Annotated in this window: 13 protein-coding genes and 1 rRNA gene; 6 read left to right on the top strand and 8 right to left on the bottom strand. The window is 76.6% G+C overall.

From position 1 onward, the window contains the following. A 5S ribosomal RNA gene (rrf, locus tag ACI794_RS20490) occupies positions 1-79 on the top strand; the annotation flags it as partial. A gap of 306 nt (positions 80-385) precedes the next feature. On the opposite strand, the gene egtE is transcribed toward rrf, so the two are convergent. The 5 genes from egtE to ACI794_RS20465 all read right to left on the bottom strand — a co-directional run bounded on the left by egtE (position 386) and on the right by ACI794_RS20465 (position 4476). Beyond that, positions 386-1501 carry an ergothioneine biosynthesis PLP-dependent enzyme EgtE gene (gene egtE, locus ACI794_RS20485; RefSeq protein ID WP_456617246.1) on the bottom strand — a complete coding sequence of 372 codons (1116 nt, stop codon included), beginning with the start codon at positions 1499-1501 and terminating at the stop codon, positions 386-388. Between the two features lie 64 nt (positions 1502-1565). Beyond that, entirely contained in the window at positions 1566-2327 is a 762-nt protein-coding gene (locus ACI794_RS20480) for an anti-sigma factor (protein WP_456617245.1), read from the bottom strand. After that, a complete protein-coding gene (locus ACI794_RS20475) occupies positions 2308-2910 on the bottom strand; it encodes an RNA polymerase sigma factor (RefSeq protein ID WP_456604060.1) in 603 nt (200 codons plus the stop codon). The genes ACI794_RS20480 and ACI794_RS20475 overlap by 20 nt, the downstream gene beginning before the upstream one ends. 44 nt (positions 2911-2954) lie before the next feature. Then, positions 2955-3635 (bottom strand): class F sortase, encoded by a 681-nt coding sequence (locus ACI794_RS20470; RefSeq protein WP_456617244.1) that lies wholly within the window; start codon positions 3633-3635, stop codon positions 2955-2957. A 19-nt stretch (positions 3636-3654) separates the two neighbouring features. Next, positions 3655-4476 carry a DUF4397 domain-containing protein gene (locus ACI794_RS20465; RefSeq protein ID WP_456604062.1) on the bottom strand — a complete coding sequence of 274 codons (822 nt, stop codon included), beginning with the start codon at positions 4474-4476 and terminating at the stop codon, positions 3655-3657. A 126-nt stretch (positions 4477-4602) separates the two neighbouring features. On the opposite strand from ACI794_RS20465, the gene ACI794_RS20460 reads away from it, so the two are divergent. Then, positions 4603-5103: a DUF309 domain-containing protein gene (locus ACI794_RS20460; RefSeq protein WP_456604063.1), complete on the top strand. Its 501-nt coding sequence runs from the start codon at positions 4603-4605 to the stop codon at positions 5101-5103. Positions 5104-5216: 113 nt separating this feature from the next. On the opposite strand, the gene ACI794_RS20455 is transcribed toward ACI794_RS20460, so the two are convergent. Both ACI794_RS20455 and ACI794_RS20450 read right to left on the bottom strand, forming a co-directional pair. After that, positions 5217-6584, bottom strand: a complete 1368-nt coding sequence (locus ACI794_RS20455; RefSeq protein WP_456617243.1) for a cryptochrome/photolyase family protein — start codon at positions 6582-6584, stop codon at positions 5217-5219. A 51-nt stretch (positions 6585-6635) separates the two neighbouring features. Further along, a complete protein-coding gene (locus ACI794_RS20450; protein WP_456604065.1) occupies positions 6636-6986 on the bottom strand; it encodes an STAS domain-containing protein in 351 nt (116 codons plus the stop codon). 146 nt (positions 6987-7132) lie between these two features. Between ACI794_RS20450 and ACI794_RS20445 the strand changes: the two genes are divergently transcribed. Genes ACI794_RS20445 through ACI794_RS20435 form a run of 3 tightly spaced genes read left to right on the top strand, consistent with a single transcriptional unit; the run spans position 7133 to position 10354 of the window. Further along, positions 7133-7849: a response regulator gene (locus tag ACI794_RS20445; RefSeq protein ID WP_456617242.1), complete on the top strand. Its 717-nt coding sequence runs from the start codon at positions 7133-7135 to the stop codon at positions 7847-7849. 7 nt (positions 7850-7856) lie between these two features. Beyond that, positions 7857-9245 (top strand): sensor histidine kinase, encoded by a 1389-nt coding sequence (locus ACI794_RS20440; RefSeq protein WP_456604066.1) that lies wholly within the window; start codon positions 7857-7859, stop codon positions 9243-9245. After that, positions 9242-10354: an AMIN-like domain-containing (lipo)protein gene (locus ACI794_RS20435; protein ID WP_456604067.1), complete on the top strand. Its 1113-nt coding sequence runs from the start codon at positions 9242-9244 to the stop codon at positions 10352-10354. Before ACI794_RS20440 ends, ACI794_RS20435 begins: the two co-directional genes overlap by 4 nt. Before the next feature lie 61 nt (positions 10355-10415). Here the strand turns inward: ACI794_RS20435 and ACI794_RS20430 are convergent, their stop codons facing one another. Next, positions 10416-10997 (bottom strand): AMIN-like domain-containing (lipo)protein, encoded by a 582-nt coding sequence (locus ACI794_RS20430; protein WP_456604068.1) that lies wholly within the window; start codon positions 10995-10997, stop codon positions 10416-10418. A gap of 250 nt (positions 10998-11247) precedes the next feature. Between ACI794_RS20430 and ACI794_RS20425 the strand changes: the two genes are divergently transcribed. Beyond that, positions 11248-12102: an Fpg/Nei family DNA glycosylase gene (locus ACI794_RS20425; protein WP_456582538.1), complete on the top strand. Its 855-nt coding sequence runs from the start codon at positions 11248-11250 to the stop codon at positions 12100-12102. Positions 12103-12340 lie beyond the last annotated feature (238 nt).

Genomic DNA, 12340 nt, shown 5'->3' with positions numbered 1-12340 from the left:
TCCGAACCCGGAAGCTAAGCCTCTCAGCGCCGATGGTACTGCCCTGGAGACGGGGTGGGAGAGTAGGACGCCGCCGGACAACCATTCACGAAGGGCCCCAGCCACCAGGCTGGGGCCCTTCGTCGTATTGCCGGGCCAATCGCCCGAGGAAGGGAGCAGGAGCGTCGCCGGGCGCGGCCCCACTGCGACGGCTCGACCGGCAGCCGGCGCGTTCCCGGCCGTGGCCAGGCCTCGCCCTGCCGCAGCCGCCAGACCCCCTGTTCCGCCACGTGACGGAACGGGGGTCCCGGGTGGCCGGGCTGGGCTCCCCGGTAAGCCCCACACTTCCGGTCCGGTGCCCAGGACGGCGAGGCCGTGACGACGGTGGAGCGGCTGCGGGCCGGTGTCAGAGCGCGGCGGCGAGCGCTTCCAGGTCCTCGGCCGTGGCGTCCAGGTGCGGGGAGACCCGGAGCACCGGCCCGGTCATCTCCCCCGGCGCGCGCTCGGGCCCGAAGGCGCTGAGCACGATGCCGTGCTCGCTCAGCAGGCGGGCGCGGGTCGCGACGACGTCGACGCCGTCCGGTGGGCGCAGCGTGGTGGTCGCGGTCGGCTCGTCCAGGGGCTCCACGACCCGCCAGCCGGAGACGCCGTCCAAGAGCTTTCGGGTGGCCCGCCCGAGCCCGGCCAGCCGGGCTCGGACCCGGTCGGGACCGGCGGCGAGGTGCTCGCCGACCGCCACCACGAGTCCGATCCGGCCGGCCACGTGCGCCTCGCCGGACTCGAAGGCCCGCATCGGCGGCACGTCGTCCGGCTCCGGGAGCACCGCCACGAGCTGCGCGGCGATCGCCGGGCGGGCCATCAGCACGCCCACGCCACGCGGGCCGGCCAGCCACTTGCGCGACGTGCCGTAGACGACGTCGGCACCCAGGTCGGCGTCCACGTGGCCGAGGGACTGCGCGGCGTCGAGCACCAGGGGGACGCCGGCCGCGCGGCACAGCACCGCGATCTCCCGGGCCGGCTGCACGAGGCCCCGGTGGCTGGCGACGTGCGTCAGGTGCACCAAGCGCGGCGGGTCGGTCGCCAGCAGCCGCTCCACGCCCTCGAGGTCGGCCCGGCCGAGCCCGTCGACGGGCAGCGGCTCGGGGCGCAGTCCGGCTCCCCGCAACTGGGCCACGTTCGGCGCGAACTCGCCGGGCAGGCAGGCCACCCGCGAGCCCGGGGGCAGCCGCCAGCCGGTCAGCAGGGCGACCAGCGCGGCCTGGGCGGACTCCACGAAGGCGACGTCGGCGGCGGCCATGCCGGCCAGCCCGCCGAGCACCGACCGCCCCTGCTGCAGCAGGTCGTCGGCGGTCGCCTCGGCGACGTAACCGCCCAGCTCGGCCTCGTGCCGAGCGTGGTGCGAGGCGGCCTCCAGCACCCGGTGGCTCTGCCGGCTGCACGCGGCGCTGTCGAGGTGCCGGCCGGCCGGGCGGGGCCTGGCCTTGCGCCAGTGCGCGCCGAGCGCCTCGCCGGGGAGCGTCACGCGTCCGGTCCCGTGCAGGGGCTCGTCGCGATCTCGCGGGTGGTGGGGCGCACGGGCTCCTTCTTCAGCTCTCCAGCACGCCGCGGGCCACGGAGACCCCCGAGTGCGTCGGGTCGCCGTCCAGCGGCTCCACCGAGATGTCGACGATCGGGTACGCCTCGAGGTCGAGCCCGGCCGGCAGCTCGAAGGTCTGGGTGCCCGGGCGCACGACGCCCAGCGGGACCATGTCCACGATCCCCGGCTCGATCAGCCAGATCTCGTAGTAGGCGTCCTCGACCGTCGGGGCGTCCAGGTCGAGCTCCACGGCGCGGGAGCCGTCCGCGCGGACGACGACCTCGGCCCGGCCCGAGGCCGGCTGGCCCTCGAGCGGCTCGAGGGCGACGGTCGTGAGCGGCTCGACGCCGTCCTCCCCGGTCACCAGGGCCACCGCGCCGGCGCCCACGACCGCGCCGACGACCGCGGCGGCGGCCATCAGGAGCACCGGACGGCGGTTGCGGCGCAGCGGCACGACCTCGCCGGCGGGGACCGCCGGCGGAGGAGCGAGGACGGGGGCCGCGACCGGCGCCGGGGCGGCTGCCTCCGCCTCGGTCCGCGGCGTCGCCGAGACCCCGGTCGCCGCAGCGATGCCGGCCCACACCGAGGCGGGCGGCGGCACGGGCGGGCCGGGCTCGGCGAGCTCGGGGACGGCGACGGCGTCGACGGCGCGCCGGAGCGACGCGACCTCCGACCGGCACTGCCCGCAGGAGGCGAGGTGCGCGGCGTCGTCGGCCGGGAGGGGCTCGCGCAGCGCGGCGAGGGCGAGCTGCTCAGGCTGGCAGTGCTGCACCGTCCACCTCCAATCGTGTCCTCAGGCGTTCGAGAGTGCGGCGGATATGGGATTTCACCGTGCCCAGCGGGATCCCCGTGCGCTCGGCGATCTGGGCGTGGGTGAGGTCGGCGAAGAAGGCCAGCTCGATGATCCCGCGCTGCGGCTGGCCCAAGAGCTCCAGCTCCTCGAGCACGAGCATGCGGTCGGTCACAACGCTGTCCACGGCCGGCGTCGTCCCGCCGGCCGGTGTGGCCTGCGCCTCCGACATGGCCGCCTCGGCCTCGCGGCGCATCCGGTCGCGGCGGGCCCAGGCGTCGGCGATCTTGTGCCGGCAGACGCCGACCAGCCAGGCGGGCAGCGGGCCCTGCTCGGGCCGGTAGCGGGCGCGGCCGGTCCACGCGGAGATGAAGGTCTGCTGGGTGACGTCCTCGGCGTCGGGGCCCGGGCCGAAGGCGCGCACCGCCATGCCGTGCAGCTGCCCGGCCCACCGCGCGTAGGCGATGGCGAGGGCCTGCTCGTCTCCGGCGGCGAACCGGCGGCCCACCTCGGCGTCGTCCGGCTCCGCGGAGCCGGACGGCGCCGGTACGGGGTCGGGGTTCACGGTGCCGACGCTACCCAGACGCGCGGCCCGGTCCAGCACCCCGGTCACGGCCCCGTGCCGGGAACCGGCTCCGCGACCACGACGACGTTGTCCCTGTAGCTGCGGAACTCGGGGAGGAACGGCCCTCCGCAGGTGAGCACGACCAGCCGGGGCGGCCCGTCGCGGCGGAAGATCTCGTCGAGCGGGAGGACGTCCTTCTCGATCACCTCGCGGGACACCACGCGCCAGCGGGTGGTCTCCCCGGCGGCGTCGGTGACGGTGATCTCCTCGCCCGGTTCGGCCGTGCGCAGGAGGAACAGCGCGCCGGGCCCCTGCTCGCGGTCGTCCACGTGGCCGGCGATCACGGAGTTGCCGGCCACGCCGGGCTCCGGCCCGAAGCGGTACCAGCCGACCCGGGTGACGTCCTCGGGCAGCTCCATCTGGCCGTCGCCGGCGATCCCCACCGGGTCGACGGGCGCGGTCACGCCCAGCCCGGGCACCTCGATGCGCACGGGCGGGGCGACCTCGGGGACCACCGTCGGCGCGGCGTCCCGGACGCTCACCGGGGGGAGCGGGGACGTCGGCGGTGCCACGGCGGGAGGGGTGGGAGCGGCGGGGCGCTCCAGCACCTGGTCGACCGGCGGACCCGCCGCCGCGTCCGGCCGGGACAGGGCCCAGGCGGTCGGCGCACCGACAGCCAGGGCCAGCCCCAGCACGGCGCTGGCGGCGGCGGGTCGCACGGTCATCTCCTCGTGGTGCCGGGGATCAGCGGGAGGAGCGGGCCAGCCGGAAGGCACCGGCGGCGGCCAGGGCGACACCGGCGAGCGCCGCGGCACCGACCGGCAGAGGCAGGGCGGAGTCGTCGGCCAGGCCGGCGCTGCCACCCGGGACGCCGGACGGCGCGGAGTGCTGACCGGAGATGCTCTGGACGGCGAGTTCGAAGCCGGCGTCCTGCGAGCCCCACGCGTAGACGATCGTCGTGGCGCCCTCGGCCAGGTCCAGGTCGGCCGGACCGATCGCGACGGTCTCGGTGCCCGCGAGCACGACGTCCGCGCTGACCGTGCCGGCCGGGACGGTGAGCGACTCCTCGTTCGGGTTGGTCAGCCCGTCGATGACGACCTGCCCACCGGCCCGCACGTCCACGGCGGGCGCGGCGGCGACGTGCCGCACGGTGACGCGCGCCTGGCCGGCGGGGATGTCGCCGACCTCGTTGACGAACGGGGTGAGCGCGGGCTCGCCCGCCTCGGTCAGGTGGGCGACCACGGTGGCGTTGGCGCCGGCCGGGACGCTGACGCCGTCGGCCGAGAGCAGCGGGTCGCCGGAGCCGTCGGGGGCGTCGGCCGGGAAGAGCGCCAGGTCGTAGGAGCCGGCGGGCAGCTGCAGCGGGTCGGTGAGGGTGCCCGGCTGGAAGTCGTCGATCAGCCGCTCGCCGTTGGCGTAGACGTCGACGGGGAGATCCGGGACGCCGTGCAGGACCGAGACGGTCGCGGTGTGGTTGTCGGCCAGGGCCGGCGTGGCCACCAGGACGAGGCCACCGGCAACGCCGATGGCGCCGGCGGTACGACCGAGGGTGCGGGCGGTGCTCATGGGGAGTTCCTCTCGTCGGGAGGTGCTGACACCCCTCCTTCCGGCGCGCCCGCGCCCGTGGATGCACGTGGGAGGGAACGGTTCGCCCGACGAGCTCCAGCGGCTCGGGCGGGGGAGGATGCCGTCGTGGCCGACCGCGACCGCGACGCCGAGGGGCGCGCCCGCAACGCCCGCCCGCGGGACGCCCTCGGGCGGCCGCTGCCGCGCGGCGCCGCGGGGGAGGAGCGCGCGCCCGAGGGCGTCGTCCGCGAGCCAGGGGTGGCGCTCGCCGAAGCGCAGGAGCTGCTGGACGCCGGCCGGCCCTTCCACGCCCACGAGGTGCTGGAGGACGCGTGGAAGTCCGCCCCCGAGGAGGAGCGCGGGCTGTGGCGGGGGCTGGCGCAGCTCGCCGTCGGGCTCACCCACGCCGCGCGGGGCAACGACCGGGGGGCCAGGACGTTGCTCGAGCGGGGCTCGGCGAGCATCGGTCCGTACGCCGACCGCCGTCCGCACGGCGTGGACGTGACCGGGCTCGTCCGCTGGGCGCGGACGCTGGCCGCTGCACCGGTCACCGGCGCCGACCCGGCCACCGCCGCTCCCCGGCTGACCGGTTCGGCCCCTCGTCGCCCGGGCGCAGCGGGTCGGTGACGAGCGCGACGCCGCACGACGGGATCCGGGCGGCGGCCGTCGCGGTGGCCCTCGCCGTCCGCACCGTCGTCCGCCGGGACCCGGTGACGCTGCTGGTCGGCTGACCGGCGGGGTCAGCGCCCGCGGACGCGGGCGTAGCGGTCCAGCGCCACCTGGCGCTCGTGCGCGTGGTCGACCACCGGCTCCGGGTAGCCGGCCGGGACGCCGTCCGGCGCCGTCCAGGGCTCGTGCACGTAGCGGGGGTCGAGGTGGCGCAGCTCGGGCACCCACCGCTTCACGTAGGCGCCGTCGGGGTCGAACTTCTTGCCCTGGGTGACCGGGTTGAAGACCCGGTAGTAGGGCGAGGCGTCGGTGCCGGTGCCCGCGACCCACTGCCACCCGTGGTTGTTGCTGGCCAGATCGCCGTCGACCAGGTGCCGCATGAAGTACCGCGCGCCCCGCGTCCACTCCTGGTGCAGGTCCTTGACCAGGAACGACGCGACGATCATCCGCACCCGGTTGTGGACGTACGCCTCGCCCAGCAGCTGCCGCATGCCGGCGTCGACGATCGGGAACCCGGTGCGCCCGGTCTCCCAGGCCCGCACGAGCTCCTCGGCGTGCGGGCCGCTGTCGTAGCCCATCCCCTGCAGCTCCGGCTTGAGGTACTCCCGGGCGGACTCCGGCCGGTGCCAGAGGACGTCGGCGTAGAAGTCCCGCCAGGCGAGCTCGTCGGTGTAGCGGCGCACCGACTCGGTCTGCTCCCCGGCCGCGAGGTCGGCCAGCAGCGTGCGCGGGTGGATGCAGCCGTACTTCAGGTAGGCCGACAGCCGGCTGGTGCCGTCGCCGCCGGGGGTGTTGCGCCCGTCGGCGTAACCGAGCAGCCGCTCGTCGCGGAAGCGCGCCCAGGCGGCCGACGCGGCGGCCTCCCCCGCCGGGGGCAGGGTGACGCCGGCGAGCTCCGGGGCCGGCGGGGGGTCCTCGGAGCGGACGCCGGTGCGCCACCGGGTGCCGTCGGGTGACGACGCCGGTGCGCGCCAGCCGTGCTCCCGCCAGGCCCGCGCGAACGGCGAGTAGACGCGGAAGGGTGTCCCGTCGGACTTGGTGACCCGGCCCGGCGTCACCGCGTACGGCGAGCCGGTGCGCACGAGCGGGACCTCGCCCAGCGCCCGGTCGACGGCCTGGTCGCGGCGGCGGCCGTAGGGCCCGGCGTCGGCGCTGACGTGGACGGACGCCGCGCCCGCCTCGGCGGCCAGCTCCGGCAGCACCCGCGCGGGGTCGCCGGAGCGCAGCACCAGCGCGCCGCCGAGGTCGGCGTCCAGGGCGGCGAGGCAGTCGAGCAGGAAGCGGCGGCGCGGCTCGCCGGACGGGCCCCAGAGCCGGTCGTCGAAGACGAACACCGGCAGGACGTCGCCGTCCGGGCCCGCCGCGTCGCGCGCCGCCAGCAGGGCGGGGTGGTCGCGCAGGCGCAGGTCGCGGCGGAACCAGAGCAGCGCGGTGGGCACCCGGCCGAGCCTAGGAGCGGCGCGACCGGACTGCGCCCCGAGCCGGGTGGCTCAGGCCGAGCGGCCCAGGTCCTCCTCCATCCCCAGCACCCGCCACAGCCCCGTCCGGCGGAGCAGCTCCAGGGTCCGGCGGTTGGCCCCGCGGACGACGACGCTGCCGCCGCGGGCCCGGCACGCCCGGTGCGCGGAGAGCAGGCTGGCCGCCGCGGGGCTGGACAGGTGCTCGACCTCCCGGACGTCGACGACCACCCGCCGCGCCCCCGCGAGCAGCGCGTCGTGCAGCAGCCACCGGATGTCGGCGACGCCGTCGGCGAGCATCTCCTCCGTCAGCCGCAGGACGACCTCACCGGAGCGCGTCTCGACAGCGTCGTCGGTACCGGGGTGGCGGTGGGCAGGGGGCACGGGGGTCTCCTCGGCGGTCGGTGTCCGCACGGTCTGCCCAGGAGCCTCGCGGCCGGAGTTTGCGATATCCCCTGTCGCCGCATTGCGATCGGATGACGACGGCCCGCGGGCGCTGACCAGCGGTCGCGCGGTGGCAGCATGTCCGCGTGTCGCTGCGGATCATGATCGTGGAGGACGACGACTCCATCCGGACCGCGCTGCGGTGGGCCCTGGAGGACGAGGGCTACGACGTCGCCGAGGCCGCCTCCGGGGAGGACACCGTGCGGATGGTGGGCATCGCCCCGCCGGACATGATGATCGTGGACCTGATGCTCGGCTCGATGGACGGCTACACCGTGATCCGCGAGGTGCGCCAGGCCCACGACCTGCCCGTCGTCGTGGTGAGCGCCCGCGCCGACACGCAGGACATCGTCGAGGCGCTGGAGGCCGGCGCCGACGACTACGTCACCAAGCCGTTCCAGATCAAGGAGATCACCGCGCGGCTGCGGGCGTTGCGCCGCCGGACCGCCCCGGTGCCGGCGGGCGCCCCGACCGCCGCGGCCCGGGCGGGCGTCGTCCTCGACCACGACCCGGAGGCCCCGCTGGTGCTGCGGGAGGCCAGCGGCACCGTCCACCGCGGCGACCGGCTGGTGCCGCTGACGCTGACCGAGTTCCGCGTGCTGTGCGAGCTGGCCGCCGCGCCGGGCCGGGTCTTCAGCCGGCAGGCGCTGCTCGAGCGGGTGTGGGAGCACGGGTTCTTCGGGGACGAGCGCATCGTCGACGTCCACGTGCGCCGGCTGCGGACCAAGGTGGAGCGGGACCCGGGCAGCCCGCGCCTCGTGGTCACCGTCCGGGGGCTGGGCTACCGGCTGGACCCGCAGTGAGCCGGGCGTGAGCAGGGTCCCGGGGCGGCGGGTCCCGGGACGGCGGGGACTGCGGCGCCGCATCGTGCTGGGCTTCGCGGCCAGCACCCTGCTGGTCTCCGCCGTGCTGGTGACGACGACGTGGCTGCTGGCCCGCAGCTTCGTGGTGGAGCAGCGCGAGCAGGCGCTCACCCAGCAGGCGTTCGCCGACGCCGAGGTGCTGCGCAACCGGCTCTCCGCTGCCGGCGCCGACGTGGGCGCCGTGCTGGGCGAGCTCGTCCCGTTCGGGGACGCGGAGGTCGTGGTCCGCAGCGGGGACGACTGGTTCTCCTCCAGCCTGGAGATCGGCCGGCGCGACGTACCCGAGGCGCTGCAGGAGGTGGTGGCCGGGGGTGCGGCCGGCGCGCTGCGGGTCGAGTCGGCCGACGGCCCCCGGCTCGTCGTCGCCGTCCCCGTGGTGAGCGCGGGGATCCAGTTCTACGAGGTCGCGCCGCTGGACGACCTGGAGACGCTGCTGCGCACCCTGGCGGTCGTGCTCGGGGCCGGTGCGGTCGTCGCCACCCTCGCCGGCGCCGGCTTCGGCGCCTGGGCCAGCCGGCGCGCCGTCCTCCCGCTGGAGCAGGTCGCTGGCGCCGCGACGAGCATCGCCGGGGGCGAGCTCTCCACCCGCCTCCCGCCGACCGACGACCCCGACCTCGTGGGGATCGTGGCGGCCTTCAACAGCATGGTGGACGCCCTCGCCGCGCGGATCTCCCGGGACGCCCGGTTCGTCGGCGACGTCAGCCACGAGCTGCGCAGCCCGCTGACCAGCCTGACCACGAGCGTCGAGGTGCTGGCCACCCGGCGTCAGGAGCTCCCTCCGCGGGCCCAGCAGGCCCTGGCGCTGGTGGAGGGCGAGGTGTCCCGGCTGCGCGTCACCCTCGACGACCTGCTCGAGCTGGCCTGGTTCGACGGCGCCGGGCACGGGCCGGACGCCGTCCCGGTGTCCATGACGGCGCTCGTGCGCGAGGTGCTGGAGCGCACCGGGCGGCCCGTGGACCTGCTGGCCGGCGGCCCCGAGCCGGAGACGACCGTGCTCGGGGACAAGTCCCGGCTGGAGCGGGCCGTGCGCAACCTCCTGGACAACGCCGACCGCTACGCCGGGGGGCCCGAGCGGGTGGCGGTGGAGCGCTGCGAGGGTTCGGTGGTGGTGACGGTGGACGACGCCGGCCCGGGCGTGGCCCCGCTGGACCGGGAGCGGATCTTCGAGCGCTTCGCGCGTGCTCCCGGTTCCGCGCGCCGCTCGGTGCCCGGCGCCGGGCTCGGGCTGGCCATCGTGGCCGAGACGACCGCGCAGCACGGCGGCGCGGCGTGGTGCGCCGCGAGCCCGGCCGGGGGCGCCCGCTTCGTCCTCTCGCTCCCGGCGGCGCGGTCGTGAACCGGCTGCGGCGGCTGGGTGCGGCGGGAGCCCTCCTCGCGGTGACGACGGCGTGCGGGGTGCCCACCGGCGCCGATCCGTCGACGATCGCGGCCTCCGACGTCCCGTACGGGCTCGCCGCGCCGTCGTCCCCGCCCTCGCCCCCACCGGCGCCCGTCCCCGACATCGAGGCCGGCTGGGCCTACCTCGTGGGCGCGGACGAGGCCCTGGTGCCCCGTGCGCGGGACAGCGGGACGGGGCCGATCGACGAGCGGCTGGGCGAGCTGCTGTCCGCCCTGGTCGCCGGACCGACCGAGGAGGAGCGGGCCGAGGGGCTCTCCACGGCCCTCCCCGCGGGCCTGGAGGCGTCGGTGACCGGTATCGACGACGGCACGGCCACGATCGACCTCTCCGGCGCCGCGCCGCTGCCCTCGACCCGCCGGGCGGTCGCGCAGCTGGTGCTCACCGCGACCAGCCTGCCGGGCGTCGAGGCGGTGCTGCTCACCAGCGGCGGGGAGCCGGTGGAGGCGCCGCTGCCCTCGGGTGCGCTCACGGACGCGCCGCTGCTGCCGGCCGACTACGCCGTCTTCCTCAGCCCGCCGTCGCGGTCCACGGCGCCCCCCTCGCCGACCGCCGCCCCGCGGCCCCCGGCGACCACGGCCGTCCCCTCCCCGACGGCCCCACCGCCGTTCGTCGCCGACAGCCGGCCCGACACCGCCGCGGCCTCCCCGGGGGCCGCCGTCACCGTGACCGACGTCCGCGCCGGCCGGCAGGACGGTTTCGACCGGGTGGTCTTCGAGGTGGCCGGTGCCGGACTGCCCGGGTGGGACGCCCGCTACGTGGCCGAGGCCCGGTCGTCGGGGAGCGGGTTCCCGGTGGACGTCGCCGGGGACGCCGTCCTCCAGCTCGTGCTCACCGGGGTCGGCCTGCCGGGGGACACCGGGGTCGCGCCCTACGCGGGGCCCGACCCGGTGCCCGCGGGAGGCGCCGTGGTGCAGGAGGTCCTGATCGACACGATCTTCGAGGGGCAGATGGTCTCGTTCCTCGGCGCCGCGGCCGAGCGCCCGTTCCGCGTCTACCGGCTGGAGAACCCGAACCGGGTCGTGGTGGAGGTGCTCCACCAGGGGTGAGGCGAGGGGACCTGCGCGCCGGGAGGCTCCCGGAGCGCAGGCCCCCTCGGGGCGGGACCGGTCACCAGCGGTGGGCCACGTCGATCACGAGGCGCACGGCCTGGTCGTCACCCGGGGTGCCGACCAGGGCGAACGTGCGGAACGGCAGCCGGGCGCGGGTGCCGACGCCCAGCGTGGTGCTGCCCTCGAACGAACCGGCCCACGCGACCTGCTCGAGGGTGCGGAAGCCGTCGACGTCCACGACCTCGCTGCGGCTGGGCGGGAGGTACGTGGGCCGGCCGTGGCCGTCGTAGGCGGGTGCCTGGACGACGACCTCGAGCGCGGCTCCGCCGGCCAGCGGGACGACGTCGCCCGTGCCCACCTGGTGCACGGCGTCGACGTAGCGCACGGAGTAGCCGCCGGCCGCCGCGGGACCGCCCAGGTCGACGACCAGGCGGTCGAAGCAGGCGTGGCGCCCGGCGCGGACGTCGGTCACGGTGGCGCCGCCGACGGTCGCCGCGCTGCCCTCCGGGAGCGAGCCCCACACCAGCCCGCAGTAGGGCCCAGCGGTGGTCCCCGCGGCCGACGCCGGGGCGACCAGGCCGACCAGCAGCGCCAGGACGCCGGCGAGGACCGCCAGGGAACCGAGTCGGGATCTCTTCACGATGGCCTCCATCTGCCGGGCCCGCCCCCCTGCGGCGCGGGCCTGTGGACGGAGGTCTACTCGCCCCGGAGGGCCCCGGGAGCCGCCGCAACAAGGTCTCCACCAGGTCGTCGGGACCGTCACGCGGTCGTCGCACCGCCGCAAGGTCCTCGACGTCGGGGCGCCCGGTGCGCGGCCGCGGAGCGGTGCGGCCCCGGGCGTCCACCGATCGGGGGCCGCGCCGCGGGCGCATCGGGTGGATCATGGCCGGGTGCCCGAGTTGCCCGAGGTGGAGGCGCTGGCGGCGTTCCTGCGCGAGAACGCCGTCGGCCGCGTGCTGGCGCGCGCCGACCTCGCCGCCGTCCAGGCGATCAAGACCTTCGACCCGCCCCTGTCGGCGCTCGCGGGCTTGGAGATCACCGGGGCCGCCCGGCACGGCAAGTTCCTCGACCTCGACGTCTCCGGCGTCCACCTCGTCGTGCACCTGGCGCGCGCCGGCTGGCTGCACTGGCGGGAGAACCTGCCGACCGCCCCGCCGAAGCCGGGCAAGGGGCCGCTGGCGCTGCGCGTCCACCTGGATGACGGCAACGGCTTCGACCTCACCGAGCAGGGCACCCGCAAGGGCCTCGCCGTCTACGTCGTCCGGTCACCGGCCGAGGTGCCCGGCATCGCGCGGCTCGGCCCGGATGCGCTGGAGGTGGACCGCGAGACCTTCGCCCGGCTCATGGCGGGTCGGTCGGGGCAGCTCAAAGGGGCGCTGACCGACCAGACGGTCGTCGCCGGGATCGGCAACGCCTACTCCGACGAGATCCTGCACGCGGCGCGGCTGTCGCCGTTCAAGATGGCCGACAAGCTGACCGACGACGAACTGGTCCGTCTCTTCGACGCGGTGCGCGCCACCCTCACCGAGGCGCTGGGCCGCCAGGTCGGCCAGCGGGCCGCCACCATGAAGGGGGAGAAGCGGTCGGGGCTGCAGGTGCACGCGCGCACCGGGCTGCCGTGCCCGGTCTGCGGGGACACGGTGCGCGAGGTCAGCTTCGCCGACACCTCGCTGCAGTACTGCCCCACCTGCCAGACCGGTGGGAAGCCGCTGGCCGACCGCCGGATGTCGAAGCTGCTGCGCTGAACCCCGCGCCCGCGGCGATGATCACCTCACCTGATCATGGCGCGTCCTCCCTCCCGGTGGGCGGTGAGGGAGGACACGGCGCGGTGAGGGAGGACGCCGGTTCGCGCTAGCTGTAATGACCACGGGCGTTGTTGACGGCGCCGCCTAACTGATCAAGCAGGAGACCTCCGAGCGAAGGTGTGGGTGCTGACGCCTCACCAACCGCCCGGAGGTCTCGTTGTCCCACGCTAATGCCCGT

The sequence above is a fragment of the Blastococcus sp. SYSU DS0541 genome (genome assembly GCF_054050875.1).
This window is presented reverse-complemented; position numbering and strand designations above follow the sequence as displayed.